Genomic DNA, 17,824 nt, shown 5'->3' on the forward strand with positions numbered 1-17,824 from the left:
GGACCTTTTTCCAAATGGATGGAGGTCCCCGATCAAGTCGAGGACGACAGTATTTTTTTACAACTGAAACGCCCGCATGCGCACAGAAGAGGTTTTACTGTCCTGCATCCGATATTCCAGATGGGTCAGGCGCGACACAATGTCATGGCTGGCCTGAATGACTTTCTGATAAGAGACATCAGCCCCCTCATAGTCATGACGATTTAATTCAGCCACCGTTTTATGGGATAGATCGTGAAACTGGCGGTGTGTTTCTTCCAGATGAATAAATTCATCATCTTTCAAATAATTATCCCGCCCCACAGAATTAATCCAAATCCCAAGACTGCATTCATCGGCATGCTGAATATTCTTCGGCTTTATATTGCGGTGAAAAGCTTTTCCCAAGTTTTGCACCCAGATCACATGATTGAGGCGCGCGGCGTTAATATCGAATACAGAGGCCAAACGAGCCATTTTCTTTTTGCGAAACGCATACCACGGCACCTTGGCACGATCCAAATACATCGGAAAAGGTTCTGTATCCTTGTTTCCCCCTAAAAAACGACCAATCATACCCTTTGCCTGATCAATCAAATCTTCACTGTCTTTTCGGGCGACATGTAGCTCCAAGGCCGTTAACAGATAAACCACATCACGACTGCTGGCACGCAAACGGTTAATCATCGCAGCCGCCCGCTTGGACTCTCCGCCAAGTTTCAAATCAATGATCTCATCCGCGATAGTATGGAACTTGGTATGTTCTTCCTTGAGTTTCCAGACCTCAGGGTACGGACCATATTTACGCAAGCCACTGGAAAAAATCCAATGGCCCAGCTCACAATTGGCATGGATCGGCGATTTGGTCGCAATGCCCCCACCCAAGGCCAAACGTTCCAGTTCCAGCTCCCAGCCCACATGGGCGAGACGGGCAACATTGGCATCTAATGTAATATCCAGAACCATTGTTTTTCCTTCTTATATATTTTGTGATCGTTTCTCACACCATATAAGCAGGCCCTAATAGTTCGAAATGATATCCATCAATCCTTTTGTATCGCCTTAAAAATTTTATATCCGGCAAAGCCGGCAAGCACAGCCAAGACCACAGGCCCACCAAAACCAGACAATCCCAGCCCCAGTTTCAACCCGCAAGCCTTCCCGGTCAAAAAACCACCCCCGGCAGACGCCATGCCTGCATGATGGGCTGCCCCTAATCCCGTTCCTTTCAAACTGACAAGCTGCTTTATGCCGGAGGAAAGATCAGGCAGGTTTTCGGTCCTTGCTTTGTCAGATTGATTTTCTTTAGCCATAATTCGCACCCATAGTTACACATATTTTTTCTAATATAATTTTTTTGGAGAAACAAGCACCCTGAAATGGATTTCTATGTTTCCTTCCTGTGGTTTGAGGGGTAGCATAGCAGGAATAAAAATAAGGCGATGGTTCATGTTAAAATCTTTATGGCGCAGATTGGAAATTTACAAATCTCCGCTGACACAAAAAGTTACGATTGGTGTTTTTCTGGGCATTATCCTGATCGAAATCATCATCCTTGTGCCATCCTATAACAATAAAGAAAAAGAACTGGTCAACGGGTTAACCTCAAAAATCGACCTGATTGCGACCTCAATCCTGCCCATCAGTGAACTCAACCTGAACCATCGCCTCAAACTCTTGCGCGAAGTGCCTGATATTATCCATCTCTATGAAAAAGATGCTGACAAAAGTAGCGATGAGCCGATTTATTCAAGCACAGCCCAAACCCTGACCCTCACCCATATTATTCCAGATGCGCCTGATAAAAAGCTGATTATCATTGCCAATGCATCCTTTATCCCCGGTGAGATGGAAGCCTATGTAGGCCGTATCGTCGGGCTGATTTTGATCATTTCCGCCTTTGTGACCGTATGTACCATGCTGGTGCTGGAACGTTTGCTGATCAACCCGTTGATGAAGCTGAACCGCGCCATCAATTCAGACAAGGATGACGTCGATATTGATGCCCTGTCACCAGATATGCTAGATCGTCGTGATGAATTGGGGGACCTTGCGCGTTCTTATCGTTCCTTGGGCCAAAATATTTCAGCAGCTTTTTCTGAGATTGAGGTTTTGGCCCGTTTTCCTTATGAAAACCCGAACCCAATCTTACGCTGTGGTGCTGATTATGAAATCATGTATTCCAACACAGTTGCCTGGAGCGAACCCGGTCTTTTTGCCGATGACAATAAAAACACTATCTGTGAAGAATTAAGACACAGCGTTCAAAGCGTACTGGAAGACAACCATACCGCAACCCCAACCATCAATTGCGATGGCAAGATTTATGCCTGTACACTGGTTCCCATTGCCGAATATGGGTATTGCAACCTTTATGCCCGTGACATTACCTCTCAGGTGCGTGCTGAAAAGGCCCTTCAAGCCCTCAATATGCAACTTGAGGACCTGATCCAAGAACGTACCGAAGAGCTGCAAAAACAAAAAAGCCAGCTCAGTGCCACCATCAGTGCCTCGCTGGATGCCATTGTCATTATGTCAGTTGATGGCAAGATCGTTGAATTCAGCAAATCTGCCGAAAGTGTCTTTGGGTATTCCATTATGGAAGTGATCGGGAAAAAACTTTCTGACAAGCTGATCCCTGAACGCTATCGTGCCTCTCATGATCAGGGGCTGGCGAATTTTGTGAAAAGCGGTGAAAGTCAGCTGCTGGGCAAGCGAATTGAAATTGACGCTCTTCATAAAGATGGGCATGAATTCCCCATTGAATTGGCCATCCATGTCACCGGTCATGGGAATGAGCGGCTGTTCATTGCCTATCTGCGTGATATCAGCAGCCGTAAAGAGCAAGAATTGGCCCTAATTCAAGCCAAGGAAACAGCCGAAGCCGCCAACAAGGCCAAATCCGAATTCCTCGCCACCATGAGCCACGAAATCCGCACCCCCATGAATGGGGTGATCGGCATGACAGGTTTATTGATGGATACAGGGCTGAATGAAGAACAACACCACTTTGCAGAAACCATCCGTCAATCTGGCGAAGCCCTGCTGCGCATCATTAACGATATTCTGGATTACACCAAAATCGAAATTGGCAAGCTGGAACTGGAAGAATCCCAGTTTGACATGGTGCAATTGTGTGAAAGTGTCGTAGACCTGATGACCTCCAAAGCCATGGAAAAGGGATTACACTTTGGCTCTGTCGTCTCCCCGAAATTAAGCGGAACATATAAGTCTGATCCGGGACGTATCCGTCAGGTATTGTTGAACTTCATCACCAATGCCATCAAGTTTACGCCGGAAGGTTCCGTCATCTTACGGGTGGAAGAAAACGCCAAGGGCATCCGCTTTGAAGTTCAAGACGACGGCATTGGCATCAGCCCCAAAGACGGGGAAAAGCTCTTTCAGAAATTTACCCAGGTTGATGCCTCAACCACCCGCAAATATGGCGGTACGGGCCTTGGCCTTGCCATTTCCAAACTCATTGTCGAAGCCCTAGGCGGTGAAATCGGTATGAGCAGTGAGGTCGGTAAAGGCAGTACTTTCTGGTTCACCCTCCCGCTTGAATGTCTTGAAACCACACCATTGCTTGATTTGGATGGGCAAGGCACCTTGCTTGCCAAACATGTCCTGATCATAGATGACAACACAATTAACCGCGAAATCTTTGATATCAACATGCTGGCCTGGGGGATGGAAACCACTCTGTGCCGTTCTGTTGAAGAAGGGCTGGACACGCTCAAAGAGAACAGCTTTGATGCGATTATTCTGGATTTCAATATGCCGGGTCTCAATGGTCAGGACTTTCTCAAGCGCTATCAAGGCAGCACCCCTGTGATCCTGTCAACGTCCTCCAATGATGTTGACCCGGATATACGCGCCCAAATCTCAGCGGTTTTGACCAAACCAATCCGTCAACAAACACTCAAGAATATTCTTATGGAATGTCTGGGCGGGCACAGGGAGACATTGAATAACGAAGGTGAAGAGGTCAAAGCCCCTGCACAGAACAGCAAACGGGCAGAAGCGCAACTACGCATCCTTGTGGCCGAAGACAATCAAGTCAATCAGATGGTTGCTCAGGGGATTTTAAAGAAACTGGGCCATTATGTTGATGTGGTCTCAAACGGGCTGGAAGCGATTAACGCGGTTGAAAACCTGCCTTACGATTTGGTGTTGATGGATATTCAGATGCCGGAATGCGATGGCTATCAGGCAACCCGTGACATCCGTTCCAAAACAGGCACGTTTGCCAATATTCCAATTGTCGCCATGACCGCCAATGCCATGGCAGGAGACCGGGAAAAATGTCTGCTCGCCGGGATGAATGACTATCTGTCCAAACCTGTCACCGCCGATAAGCTTGGCACCTGTATTGACAGTCTGCTGGGACGCTTTCAGGAAGAAACCGAAAAAGAGAGCCTGCCAACCGCTCAAGCGACAAAAACAGACGAACCAAACTTACAGGTCTGGAACGAAGAGATCGTTGAAACCATGATTAATGACCTGGACTTAGATGGCTATCAAATGCTGTTGCGGACCTATTTAAAGAATACGGTCTCGCGTATTGAAAAGATTGCAACCTGTATTGAGGAAAACAGCACGGGCCTTCTTAAAAAAGAAGCACACAGCCTGAAAGGGGCGTCAAACTCCATGGGGGCCAAACAAATTGCAGATCTCGCTATGCGCCTTGAAAAGCAAGATGAGAGCCCTCTTCCCACCAGTGAAGAGTTATACGCTGCCTTTGAACGTTTCAAGCAAGAAGCCACCCAAAGGTTCTTATCAGAAGAAGGCTAAGAGCCTATTCAGATTAGCTTGACTCGCATGGTCTCAATGCTGTGCCTGCCATTGCTGAACCCATGTGATGAATTCATCAGAACGCATGGGCTTGCCCATAAAATAACCCTGGGCAATATCACAGCCTGCGTTTTTCAGGAAATCCCAGTGGTCTTGTGTTTCAACACCTTCGGCAACCACCTTTAACCCCATCGCCTTGGCCTAGCCGAGGATCGCATTAATGATAATGCGGGAATCTTTATCCTCATGAGCATCCATAACAAAGGATCGGTCAATTTTCAGCTCGGAAAACGGCATGCGGTGTAGTTCCACCAAAGAGGAATAGCCCGTGCCAAAATCATCAATGGAAACGCTGATCCCCTTAATCCGCAAACGGGTTAAAATATCCAGCGTCTTGCGCGCATCGGTCATCGCGCTGCTTTCTGTCACTTCCAAAATCAATTGGGTTGCAGGGACACCATATTGATCCAGCGCTCTGGACACTTTGCTGGGAAAATCCAGATCCGTCAGGGAAGAGGCTGACAAATTAACTGCAACCGCAATATCAAGGCCACTTTCTTTCCACTTGGCCGCTTCCTGAACCGCAAGTTCCAATACCTGATAGGTCATAGGCTCAATCAAGCCCGTCTGTTCAGCCAGCGTAATAAATTCATCGGGGTAGATCAAACCACGGTTTGGTTCCTGCCAACGCACCAGCGCTTCGGCAGAGGTCACAGCCTGTGTATTCATGTCGACCTTAGGCTGAAAACTCAAAAACAAACGCCCTGCCTGTATCGCATGGTTCAAATCATTTTCGCGCACAGACTTAGTCACTTCAGGGGCGCGTTGTAGAACTTCACGCAACCCCGCACCAGTCACAGGCTTACGCAGGTTTCCAATAACTTCCAGGCCGAAGTCTGAGCCCAAATTCATCGCACTTTTCAACAGACGTTCATCAAAGCTACTGATCAGGGCAATTGAAGCTTTGCAATTGATGGACCCTAAATAGCGCAGCACCTCAATCCCGTCACAATCAGCCAGAGAAAGGTCCTGAATGATCACATCCGGTTTAATTTGATCAACCTTGGTCTTGAACTCTTCGAATTCAGCGGCAGTTTCAACATCAAACCCTTCCTTGGTCGCCAACAAGGAAATCAGCTGACGGATTTCTTCATCATCGTCAAAAATAATTAGGGAACGATTTGAAGACATGCACTTACCTTATTTCTTTAATTTTTATTTTCCGCAAAGCGATACTATAACCAATCTTTCGTATGACCGCCACAATCGATGCATAATAGATTAAATTTATGCAATATATAAACAAATTTTGAACAAAAAACACAATTTTGAGGTCAATGCTCTGCGTTTATTTTTCATCTGACAGTTTCATACAAATTTGACGTTCGTAATTTGACTTCCCTGCCCCTTTGGGTCATCTTTGTACATGCAACACGAATGAGCCGGAAAAAATGAATAAAACAGTCCTTATTGTTGAAGACAATGAAATGAACATGAAATTGTTCAATGACTTGTTGCAGGCCCATAGCTACAACACCGTACAAACCAACAGCGGCCATAATGTCAAAGAGCTGATTGCAAAACATCAGCCCGACCTGATCATTCTGGATATTCAATTGCCTGAAATTTCCGGCTTTGACATTGCCGCCATGCTTAAAAATGACGTTGCTTCCAAACAAATCCCCCTTATTGCCGTCACCGCTTTTGCCATGAAGGGGGATCAGGAGAAAATCCTGCAAGCCGGATGTGACGGCTATCTCTCCAAGCCCATCTCCGTGCCTTTGTTTCTGGAAACAGTTTCCAAATTTCTGGCATAACGGATAAACAAAAAAAGAGCCCCGAAATCTCAAGGGCTCTTTTTTTATAAGGTATACTTTAAAAAGCGTCAGATTATTTAATCTTAGCTTCTTTGAAAAGCACGTGCTTGCGTACCACCGGGTCGTATTTGCGGAATTCCAGCTTCTCGGTGATGTTACGCGGGTTTTTCTTCGTGACGTAGAAATAACCTGTGTCAGCGGTGCTTACCAGTCTAACCTGAATGGTGGTTGGCTTAGCCATCTTACTTAATCCTGTAGCAAAAAATTGCGTCTATGAGGGCCGGACAATACAAGCATTTTTGCCCATGTCAAGCAGGTTTCTAAATTTTTGTGACAATCGGCACAAACCCGCCCTATTGCGCCACTGTTGCAATGGTCGTAAAGCCCCTGAAACGTTGATATAAGCTGGAATCAAGAATGAGATTACGCGCAACATCCATATCGATTCTGTTTTTTTGATGATCTGGTGCACAAGATTGACGCAAGTTTTTACGCCCGGTGCGATCTTCAATTCCCACCGTTTGCCAATCTTTTCTCAAGCGTTGACCACTCACTTCCCATAAGGCTGGTCCCCGTTCACTATTGCTTTTGACCCCACTTGTACAAACCGACGGCCGCACACCCAATCCATGAAAGGCATAACCACTGGGCGCAATCAGGCGTGACCATGTCACCGTGACTTCCCCATCATTAGGCAAGCGCTGTACCGATTGCACAGTCCCCTTGCCATAAGAAGAACTGCCAACAACCACACCACGGGCACGGTCTTGCAAAGCTGCGGCCACAATTTCAGAGGCAGACGCACTTTTTCCATTCAGCAGCACCACAATAGGGCGTCCCTGCGCCACATCAATCAGGTCAGCCTCATAGGTTTCAAAACTATCGGGATGACGCCCCTGTGTGGAAATAATCCGCCCCCCAGCTACAAACAGGTCTGCAACCTGTACTGCCCGTTTCAGCAGTCCACCGGGGTTATTGCGCAAATCCAGTATAATCCCTTTAAAACGATGCCCATGCATCAAGGCATAATCCTGTACGTCCTGTGAAACCGTCCCCACGGTACGTTCATTAAAACCAGATAAACGGATGGAAAGAATCCCATCGTCATAGGTACTAAACACGGTTTGCGGGATCACCAGCTCACGCCAGATAAACACGGTTTGGCTGACACCTGTATCAGGGCGTTCAATCAAAAGAGACAGTTCTGTCTGAATTTTCCCACGCAGCAAGGCGTTGACTTCAAATAAAGACTTACCAATGACAGGTTCATCATTAACGCGTACCACCATGTCGCCTTGGCGAACCCCGGCTTTATAGGCAGGTCCTTGAACCTGAGCATGACTAATCAGGAAACGTTCATCAATTTTTTTAAGCGCCATCCCCACACCGCCAAACCCTTCACGGCGATCACGGTGACGTTCAGCCTCTTTCTTTCCGGCATAACGTGAGAAGATATCCAGATTGGACAGGGCTGCATCAAAAACCGCCTCATAGATGCGTTCAGCGTTCGTTGCAGCCAGATCATGGGAATGGGGCCAAAGCGCTTCCAGCACCTCGTAAACGGCGTCAGACCAGCTTTCACTATCATGGGCAAGAGGTTCCACCACTGCCTTGAGAAAGCGCTCTCCGTAATGAACCTCAATCACCCCGTTGTTTTCTTCAATGATAATTTCAGGGTCAATGGTCGCCAGCCCTCGCATGCCTTCCAGCCCTAAGGAGCGAACATCCACCGGGGTCAAGGCGCGTTCTGACACATTATAAAAACCCGAGGCTAAAACCGATGATACCTCATCTGCGGGCAGAACCTGATTAATCTGGTTGGCAAAATCCCCTAACCATGCCTGTTCAGCCGTGAGCTGAGGGGTCACGCAGCCGCTTAGGCTTAAAAGCCCGCTCATAAGCATTGATAAAGAAAGGGATGCCTGTTTCATGGGGCCATCATGCCAAATTCCCCACAAAACTGCGAGTCAATTCAACATGCAATCTATTCACCTTGTACGTCTTCTGCTTTTCGGTGCTTTTTTAAAGCCTTTGCGATGGCCTTTCTTGGGGCGACGTCCACCACCCCCCAGTTTTGCTGCCTTGGCAACATCCTTATCGCTCAGCACGATATTAAACACCATGCCACCTGTAACCACATCGGCTTCCATCAGCTTGACCTCTACGGTCTGCCCCAAACGGAAGGTGAAGCCACTGCGCTTACCCACTAATGTATGAAGCTGCTCATCATGATCGTAATAATCATGAGGCAAACTGCGGATCGGCACCAAGCCATCGGCACCTGTTTCATCCAGTGTGACAAACAGGCCAAAACGAGTCACCCCATTAATGCGCGCCCCAAAGCTCGCCCCGACACGATCAGCCATAAACAAGGTGGTGTAGCGATCCATGGCATCGCGTTCTGCCGCAGCCGCGCGACGTTCTGTTTTAGAGAGATGATCACCCATATCGGCAAAATCTTTGCCATCGCTTTCCAGCCCACCTTCCCCAAGGCCATAACCTCGAATCAGGGCGCGATGAACCAACAGGTCAGAATAGCGTCGAATGGGAGATGTGAAATGCGCATAACGGCTTAGCGCCAAGCCAAAGTGACCGATATTTTCCGGGTTATATTCCGCTTGGGATTGAGAACGCAGCACCACCTGATTGACCATATGGTTTTGATCGGTTTCACGCACATCATTCAAGATACGGTTAAAGATTTTCGGGCTCGGCTGCTGACCTTTTGCCAGCTTGATATCAAGAGAGCCAAGGAACTGACGCAAGGCTTCCATCTTTTCCAGACCCGGCGCATCGTGGATACGATACATGCAGGGCTGACGCTTCTGTTCCAAGGCTTCGGCTGCGGCCACATTGGCCGTGATCATGAATTCCTCAATCAGCTTGTGACTATCAAGGCGCTGACGTTTATCAATGGAAGCGACCTGACCTTCTTCGTTAAAAGCGATCTTTCGTTCCGGCACATCCAGTTCCAACACATTGCGTGCCTCGCGATAGCACAGGAAACTGTCATAGGCACCATAAAGCGGATTAATCACCGTTTCGATCAGCTGTTCTGTCACCTCGTCTGTCTGACCATCACGCGCAGCTTGGGCTTGTTCATAGGTCAGACGCGCATGGCTGCGCATCAGGCCACGGATAAATTTATGGCGCAGCAATTTGCCATCTTTATCAATCCACATATGAACGGCCAGACAACCACGGTCTTCATGAGGCACCAACGAGCACCAGCCATTTGACAGAGCTTCGGGCAGCATGGGCACCACACGATCCGGGAAATAGACTGAATTCCCCCTCTCGTAAGCTGAACGATCCAGATCATCACCACCGCGCACATAATGGGAGACATCGGCAATGGCGACAATAATATGCCAGCCGCCTTTGTTATTTTCATCCATATCGGCTTCGGCAAAGACCGCATCGTCAAAATCACGCGCATCCGGCCCATCAATAGTCACCAATGGGATTTCACGTAAATCCACCCGTTTGCCCAGCGGTACCGCCTTGGCATTTTCCGCTTGCTCAACCGCTTCGCTCGGGAATTCAGACGGGATGTCATGGGCATGAATGCATACCAGCGAAACCGCCTTGGGCTGATTGGTATCGCCCAGACGTTCCACCACACGGGCAGGCTTTAGGCCAAAGACCCGCCCCGGTAGCGGTTCACATAGCACCAGCTCGCCATTTTCGGCCTCCAAGGCATTTTCATGGGCAATGATGAATTCAGATTTTGCCCGGCGATCTGTCGGGATCAAGCGGCCCTGATCACCACCACTTTGATAAATCCCCAAGATGCGCGAGGGGGCTTCTGAAATCTGACGAATGACCTGAGCTTCATATTCCTTGGCCGAGATTTTGTGCATGCGACATAACACACGATCGCGCAGGCCATAGGCTGTGCGCCCGCCAGACTGGGCGACATAGACCTTGGGCGGTTCATCATCGCCTTGCCAGCTCAATGGTTTGGCCAGCAATTCACCATCCGTATCAATACCCGTAATTTCCAACACGGTCACATCGGGCATAGAACCCGGTGTGGCAAAACGGCGTTTACCGCCACGACCAATTTTGCCGTCTTTTTCCAGCTCTCTCAAAATCTTCTTAAGCTGAATTTTCGCAGGCCCTAGCAAGGCAAAAGCACGCGCAATTTCACGTTTGCCGACCTTGCCCGGTGACTCATTGATAAATTCCACGATCTGGGCTTTGGTCGGAAAAGGGACTGGTTTTCTGGTGTTGTCTGTCACGTCAGGTGCCTATAATGGAAAGCGTCATCGCTGGATTAATCCACGACTGTCCAATTCAAATAAATGTGTCATTCCCGACTTGATCGGGAATCCAGTAAAATCTTAAGACCACGCAATTCTGGATCCCCAGTCAAGCTGGGGATGACGAATATGTTTTGATCATAACAGATCCACGCGGGGGCGAGGATGACGTTTTTATGATCTGCAAATTACTCGCTTGCTGCCTTCTTTTTAGCAGGGGCTTTTTTCTTTGCTGTTGTTGTCTTCTTGGCCGCGGGCTTTTTTGCGGCCGTTTTTTTGGCCGCAGGTTTCTTTTTGGCAGGGGCTTTCTTCTTCTTTGCACCCGCGCCTTTCTTGTTCAGGGCTTCAATCGCCCATTCCAAGGTCACTTCTTCACGGTCCATGTCTTTTGGCAGGCGTACATTGATGCGGCCCACTTTCACAAACGGACCCCAACGGCCATTTTGCAGGATGATGTCTTTTTTCTCATCCGGATGTTGGCCCAAAACCACCATTTGCGTCTTTTCCATTTTTTCATGGATCAGGGCAATGGCGCGGTTTTCACCGATGGTATAAGGGCTATCTTCCTTGATAGACACAAAGGTCTTACCCACAGAAACATAAGGGCCGAAACGACCAATGCCCGCCTTAATCACTTCGCCTGTTTCCGGGAAAATCCCCACATTACGTGGCAAGGACAACAGCTTGAGTGCTGCCTGAAGGTCCACTTCCGCCGGGTTCATATCTGCGGTCAGCGATGCCCGCTTGGGCTTTTTCTTTTTGTCTTCCGGATCAATATCCCCGATCTGAACATAAAGCCCATAAGGCCCGCGACGCATGGTCACCATTTGATCAGTTTCAGGGTCAACACCCAACTCTTTGGGCCCGGAATCCAGATCAGGCAGTGCCTGATCGCCTTCATCCTTGACCAGCGGACGGGTGTAGTTACACTCAGGATAGTTAGAGCACCCAATAAAGGCGCCAAATTTTCCCAATTTCAAGCTCAAGCTGCCATCGGCGCAAGTCGGGCAAGAGCGTGGGTCTTTACCATCTTCGCGTTCGGTAAAGAAATGTTCTGCCAGTTCCTTGTTCAAGGTATCCAGTACATCGCGTACACGCAATTCCTTGGTATCATCCACCGCACCACTAAAGGCCACCCAGAATTCACGCAAGACTTTCTGCCAGTCTTCCTGACCATTGGAAATTTCATCCAGCTGATCTTCAAGGTTGGCGGTGAAATCATATTGGACATAACGTTCAAAGAAGTTCGCCAAGAAGGCTGTCACCAAACGGCCACGATCTTCCGGGATAAAGCGTTTTTTATCCAAACGCACATAATCGCGATCCTGAAGCACGGAAATGATGCTGGCATAAGTGGATGGACGACCGATGCCGAGCTCTTCCATCTTTTTCACCAGCGAGGCTTCCGAATAGCGCGGGGGCGGCTGGGTGAAATGCTGTTCTGCCTTGACCGGACCAAGGTTTAGCTTGTCACCAGTTTGAACATCCGGCAGCATCTTGCCACCTTTTTCATCATCATCAGCCGCATCATCACGACCTTCCTGATAAAGCGTCAGGAAACCATCAAAGACGATGACAGAACCGCTGGCACGCAACCAAGTCTGCTTATCTTCATTTTGGATGACCACGCCCACTTGATCCAGCACAGCGCTTTCCATCTGACAGGCAACGGTGCGTTTCCAGATCAGGGTATAAAGTTTCAGCTGGTCCGCATCGAGATATTGCGCCATGGCTTCCGGGCGACGGCTGACACCTGTCGGGCGGATCGCTTCGTGGGCTTCCTGTGCGTTCTTCTGTTTGGTCTTATAAGTGCGCGGTGCTTTCGGCAGATAGTTTTCACCATATTGATCTTTAATCAGATCACGCGCAGCAAAAATAGCTTCGTTTGACAGGCTCACCGCATCGGTACGCATATAGGTGATCAAACCAACGGTTTCCCCGCCGATATTGATCCCTTCATAAAGCTTCTGCGCCACCTGCATGGTGCGTTTGGCCCCAAAACCCAATTTGCGCGAGGCTTCTTGCTGCAAGGTTGATGTTGTAAATGGCGGGGCGGGATTGCGACGTGTTTTCTTACGTTCCACATCACCGACCGTATAGGTCCCGGCTTCCACAGTTGCAACCGCACCATTGGCCGCATTTTCATTGCCAATGGACAGTTTCGCCAGCTTTTCACCGTTTAAATGAGTGAGGTTTGCCGCCAGTGTCTTTTTCTTCGGTGTGGTGAATTTGGCATCCACCGTCCAATATTCATCAGACTTAAAGGCTTCAATCTCGGCCTCACGCTCACAAATCAGGCGCAGGGCAACAGACTGTACACGCCCGGCAGAACGCGAACCCGGCAATTTGCGCCACAACACAGGCGACAGGTTAAAGCCCACAAGATAATCCAGCGCACGGCGCGCAAGATAAGCTTCGACCAGTTCCTGATTGATCTCTCGCGGGGATGCAACCGCATCCAGAACAGCCTGTTTGGTAATTTCGTGGAAGACGATACGTTTAACATCGACCCCTTTAAGCAGACGTTTTTTCTCCAGCACTTCCTGAACATGCCATGAAATGGCCTCCCCTTCGCGATCGGGGTCAGTTGCGAGAAACAGTTTGTCTGCGCCCTTCATGGCGTCTGTAATTTCTTTGAACTGCTTTTTAGAACGCGCATCCATTTCCCAATCCATGGAGAATCCATCATCGGGGCGCACCGACCCATCTTTGGCCGGCAAGTCACGAATGTGACCATAAGAGGCAAAAACCTTATAATCCTTGCCCAGATATTTATTGATCGTTTTGGCCTTGGCTGGCGATTCTACGACAACAACGTTCATCTGTTACGTCTTCTAAAAGCTATTTCACTACAAATCTCAGTGCAGCTATACCATTCAAATGATTAAAGAAACCTTATTTCCGGGATGACGTTCCAGCTGCCCGGCAAGTTCCAGTTCCAAAAGAACGGTTTGCACAATTGAAGCAGAGATTTGGCATTGACGGATGATTTCGTCAACACAAACTGGCGTTACAGACAAACTTTCTGTGATCATTGTTCGTCCTTCAACCAGTTCGTCTTCTGCAGGCAAACCAGTCTTACCCCCCTGAAAATAGACATTTTTATCTTCTTTTAAGGGAATATTTTGAAGGTCATTAAGTACATTAAAAATATTTTCAGCCCCTTCCAGCAAATGTGCCCCATCGCGAATCAAAGCATTTGTCCCTTTGGAACGCGGGTCTAGCGGTGATCCAGGCACCGCAAAAACCTCGCGCCCCTGCTCCAGGGCCATACGCGCACTAATCAAAGAACCAGAACGTGGCGAGGCTTCCACCACCACAATCGCGCGACACATACCGGAAATAATCCGGTTGCGCCGTGGGAAATGGCGTGCCTGTGGCCGTGTGCCCATTTTCGATTCTGCAATGACACACCCACGTTCCACCATTTCATTATATAAAGTCGTGTTTTCTTTCGGGTAAATCACATCAACCCCACCGCCTTGCACCCCGACAGTGCCTGTTTCAAGGCTTGCCGCGTGGGCCGCACCATCCACGCCACGGGCCAGACCTGAGACAACCAGTAATCCGCCTTGGCCCAGCTCCCGTGCGATCTGGGCTGCAAACTTACAGCCATTGATCGAAGCATTACGCGCCCCGACAATGGCGACTGCCCGTTTTGTTAAAAGATGTTCATGACCGCGCACAGTCAAAATGGGAGGGGCATCTTCAACATGGGCCAACAAGGGGGGATAAGTTGCCTCATCACGCAACACCATTTTGGCCCCGATTTCATCAAGCTGTTCCAGCTCGTCCAACGCTTCGCGTCTGGAACAGATTTTAATCGCTTTTTTCCGTCCGCCCTTTTTCGCCAAATGAGGCACAGCATCCAGCGCCTCTTTCGCTGTTCCAAACTGTTCAAGTAAACGATAAAACGTCACAGGGCCGACATTTTCACTGCGAATCAAACGCAGCCATGCCAGCCGTTCATCAGATGTTAAAGAAGAAGAACCCATCACATACCTTCCTGATTTATGTTTCAAGAAAGCTATGGATGGGTTTGAAGGATTTTATTTCTTTTGGCCGATTTTTGGTTCTTCACCCGCCAAAATACGTTTAATATTTTCCTGATGGCGAATAAAACCCAACACTGCCAGCATAAAGGCAACCACAGCCAAACTCTCATTGCCAAGGAAGAACATATAAACCGGAGAGATCGCAAAAGCGACCAAAGCGGACAGGGATGACATTTTAAAGGTAAAGGCAATCAACAGCCATGTGGCACAGGCTGCCAAGCCCGCAGGCCAGCACAATGCAATCAACACACCCAACGTGGTTGCAACCCCTTTGCCGCCCTGAAACTTCAGCCACATGGGGAAGTTATGGCCGATCACCGCCATCATACCTGCAATCATGGCTTCTTCCGGTCCATAGTAGGCCCCGGCAATCAAAGCAGCGACTGCCCCTTTGCCACCATCTAAAATAAGCGTAGCAACAGCCAGCCCTTTACGACCGGTGCGCAGCACATTAGTTGCGCCAATATTGCCTGAACCGATGGAACGCAAATCGCCTGCCTGAAAGAATTTTGTCAGCAGCAAACCAAACGGAATTGCGCCCAGCAAATAGCCCAAAATAGCGGCCATTTGCCATGCATGCGTCACAACGACGGGTGTCATCCCCATAAGGTCAGCTCCTATTTCATTTCAAAGACGGTACGTCCGTCAATTACGGTGCGCAAACAACGCCCTTGCGCCAAACGGCCATCAAAGGGAGAGTTTTTGGATTTGGATGCCAGTTGGTCCGCATCAATTTTCCAGCCCAATTCCGGGTCAAATACACACAAATCTGCAGCCGCGCCTTTTTCCAAACGCCCTGCCGGCAAGCCGATAATATCAGCCGGGCTGCATGTCACCGTGCGCAAGCACTCTAATAGCGACATATGTTTGTTATGATAAAGTTCCAGCGTAATCGCCAAAAGCGTTTCCAACCCAACACCACCAAAAGCGGCCTGAGCAAACGGCAAGCGTTTTGAATCTTCATCTTCCGGGGCGTGGTCTGAGGCAATGGCATCAATTGTGCCATCTTTCAAACCTTCAATAATGGCTTGGCGATCTTCTTCACTGCGCAGTGGTGGAGACAGCTTGGCAAAGGTGCGATAATCCCCCACCGCCAACTCGTTTAATGAGAAATACGGCGGTGCTGTATCACACGTCACACGCACGCCACGCTCTTTGGCCCGGCGAATGATATCAATACTTTCTGCCGTGGAAATATGACCAAAATGCAAGCGCCCCCCTGTATCTTCGGCCAATCGGACATCACGGGCCACCATGATGGTTTCCGCCACGGTGGGAATACCAGCCAAGCCCATACGAATGGCAAGATCGCCTGCATTCATACAGCCACCTTCGGCCAAAGACGGTTCTTCGGCATGTTGCACCAACAACAGATCATAATTGCGTGCATAAGTCAGCGCCTTGCGCATCACCTTGGCAGAAGCCACCGCACGGGTCCCATCGGTAAAGGCCACCGCACCGGATTCCGCCAACATGCCCATTTCAGCCATGTCTTTCCCGTTCAGCCCCTTGGTAATGGCGCCATATGGGTAGACTTTGCTCAGGCCCAACAAACGGGCACGACGCGCAACAAATTCCACCACGCTCATATCATCAGTGACCGGATTGGTATTGGGCAGGCTGACCATGGAGGTCACACCGCCCTGGGTCGCCGCTTCACCGGCAGATTGCAATGTGCCTTTATGTTCTTCACCCGGTTCGCGGATTTGAACACGCATATCCACAAGGCCCGGCACCAGACAGGCCCCTTTACAATCCACCACGGTCGCTTCGCCGTAATGACCATTGGCTTTGGCATAGCCGGGGCCAAAATCGGCAATTTGTTCGCCTTCGGTTAAAACACCGCCCTGAATATCCAGATTACTGGCCGGATCAATCACACGGGCATTCACATAGGCAACACGGCCCAACGGCTTATCAAGTTTCACACTCATAGACCGTTCTCCTTGCGCCAAATATCCAGATTTTCTGTTACCACATCCAAGCACGCCATACGGGCGGCCACACCCATTTCCACCTGTTCCTGAATGGCGGAACGTTCAAAATCATCAGCCACATCAGAATCAATTTCCACCCCACGGTTCATGGGACCGGGGTGCATGATCAGGGCATCATCTTTGGCCACGGACAGTTTGTCATAATCCAGACCATAGAAATGGAAATATTCGCGCTGTGACGGCAAATAGGCCCCTTCCATACGTTCTTGTTGCAGGCGCAACATCATGACCACATCCACATCCTTGAGCCCTTCACGCATATCATGAAAGACTTCTGCGCCCAGTACACTCATGGATTTGGGCAACAAGGTGCTTGGGGCAACAAGACGGACTTGCGCACCCATGGCATTGAGCAAATGAATGTTGGAACGAGCCACACGTGAATGCAGGATGTCCCCACAGATCGCCACACTCAAATTCGTAATATTACCTTTGCGACGGCGAATGGTCAGCGCATCAAGCAAGGCTTGTGTGGGATGTTCGTGCGTGCCGTCCCCGGCATTCAGCACCGCGCAATTCATTTTTTGCGACAAGAGTTTTACCGCACCGGAATCCCCATGACGCACAACCAGCACATCAGGATGCATGGCATTCAGCGTGACCGCCGTATCAATCAGGGTTTCCCCCTTCTTAATTGAAGAGGTCGCCACGGACATATTAATCACATCGGCACCCAGACGTTTGGCTGCGCGTTCAAACGATGTACGGGTTCGTGTTGAATTTTCAAAAAAGAGATTGATGACTGTACGGCCTGCCAGTTTTTGCTCCACTTGGGTGCGCTGACGATTTGCCGCGGCGTAGGCTTCTGCCCGGTCCAGAATGTCGGTAATTTCGAAAGGGTATAACCCTTCGATGCCGAGAAGGTGCCGATGCGTAAAGCGTAATTCTCTGTCCTTGGTGCTCATAAGCGCGGACTA

12 protein-coding genes and 1 pseudogene are annotated in these 17,824 nt (G+C 49.2%); 2 read left to right on the top strand and 11 right to left on the bottom strand.

Annotation, left to right across the window (positions count from 1 at the left end):
- Positions 1–57 precede the first annotated feature (57 nt).
- Together E4K71_RS09835 and E4K71_RS09840 are read right to left on the bottom strand one after the other, a co-directional pair.
- Positions 58–945, bottom strand: a complete 888-nt coding sequence (locus E4K71_RS09835) for a CZB domain-containing protein (protein ID WP_135079092.1) — start codon at positions 943–945, stop codon at positions 58–60.
- Between the two features lie 77 nt (positions 946–1,022).
- Positions 1,023–1,292, bottom strand: coding sequence for a hypothetical protein (locus tag E4K71_RS09840; RefSeq protein WP_135079094.1), 270 nt, complete (start codon positions 1,290–1,292; stop codon positions 1,023–1,025).
- A 136-nt stretch (positions 1,293–1,428) separates the two neighbouring features.
- Here E4K71_RS09840 and E4K71_RS09845 point away from each other — a divergent pair, with 136 nt between their 5' ends.
- A complete protein-coding gene (locus tag E4K71_RS09845) occupies positions 1,429–4,773 on the top strand; it encodes a response regulator (RefSeq protein ID WP_167730426.1) in 3,345 nt (1,114 codons plus the stop codon).
- A 33-nt stretch (positions 4,774–4,806) separates the two neighbouring features.
- Here E4K71_RS09845 and E4K71_RS09850 read toward each other — a convergent pair.
- A pseudogene (locus E4K71_RS09850) lies at positions 4,807–5,964 on the bottom strand (EAL domain-containing response regulator).
- A gap of 260 nt (positions 5,965–6,224) precedes the next feature.
- Between E4K71_RS09850 and E4K71_RS09855 the strand changes: the two are divergent.
- Positions 6,225–6,590: a response regulator gene (locus tag E4K71_RS09855; RefSeq protein ID WP_135079098.1), complete on the top strand. Its 366-nt coding sequence runs from the start codon at positions 6,225–6,227 to the stop codon at positions 6,588–6,590.
- A gap of 73 nt (positions 6,591–6,663) precedes the next feature.
- Here the strand turns inward: E4K71_RS09855 and rpmG are convergent, their stop codons facing one another.
- From rpmG to E4K71_RS09895, 8 genes are all read right to left on the bottom strand, one after another.
- Positions 6,664–6,831 carry a 50S ribosomal protein L33 gene (gene rpmG, locus E4K71_RS09860; RefSeq protein WP_028877909.1) on the bottom strand — a complete coding sequence of 56 codons (168 nt, stop codon included), beginning with the start codon at positions 6,829–6,831 and terminating at the stop codon, positions 6,664–6,666.
- A 112-nt stretch (positions 6,832–6,943) separates the two neighbouring features.
- Positions 6,944–8,458 carry a S41 family peptidase gene (locus tag E4K71_RS09865; RefSeq protein WP_167730428.1) on the bottom strand — a complete coding sequence of 505 codons (1,515 nt, stop codon included), beginning with the start codon at positions 8,456–8,458 and terminating at the stop codon, positions 6,944–6,946.
- A gap of 120 nt (positions 8,459–8,578) precedes the next feature.
- Positions 8,579–10,834, bottom strand: a complete 2,256-nt coding sequence (gene rnr, locus E4K71_RS09870) for a ribonuclease R (protein ID WP_135079102.1) — start codon at positions 10,832–10,834, stop codon at positions 8,579–8,581.
- A gap of 209 nt (positions 10,835–11,043) precedes the next feature.
- A complete protein-coding gene (gene topA / locus E4K71_RS09875; protein WP_135079104.1) occupies positions 11,044–13,677 on the bottom strand; it encodes a type I DNA topoisomerase in 2,634 nt (877 codons plus the stop codon).
- A gap of 54 nt (positions 13,678–13,731) precedes the next feature.
- On the bottom strand, positions 13,732–14,850 hold the full coding sequence (gene dprA / locus E4K71_RS09880; RefSeq protein WP_135079106.1) for a DNA-processing protein DprA: 1,119 nt from the start codon (positions 14,848–14,850) through the stop codon (positions 13,732–13,734).
- Positions 14,851–14,904: 54 nt separating this feature from the next.
- A complete protein-coding gene (plsY, locus tag E4K71_RS09885; RefSeq protein WP_167730430.1) occupies positions 14,905–15,516 on the bottom strand; it encodes a glycerol-3-phosphate 1-O-acyltransferase PlsY in 612 nt (203 codons plus the stop codon).
- Between the two features lie 11 nt (positions 15,517–15,527).
- A complete protein-coding gene (gene pyrC, locus E4K71_RS09890) occupies positions 15,528–16,844 on the bottom strand; it encodes a dihydroorotase (protein ID WP_135079108.1) in 1,317 nt (438 codons plus the stop codon).
- Positions 16,841–17,812 (bottom strand): aspartate carbamoyltransferase catalytic subunit, encoded by a 972-nt coding sequence (locus E4K71_RS09895; RefSeq protein WP_135079110.1) that lies wholly within the window; start codon positions 17,810–17,812, stop codon positions 16,841–16,843. The genes pyrC and E4K71_RS09895 overlap by 4 nt, the downstream gene beginning before the upstream one ends.
- Positions 17,813–17,824: the final 12 nt, after the last annotated feature.

It is taken from the genome of Terasakiella sp. SH-1 (assembly GCF_004564135.1).
Classification (GTDB): domain Bacteria; phylum Pseudomonadota; class Alphaproteobacteria; order Rhodospirillales; family Terasakiellaceae; genus Terasakiella.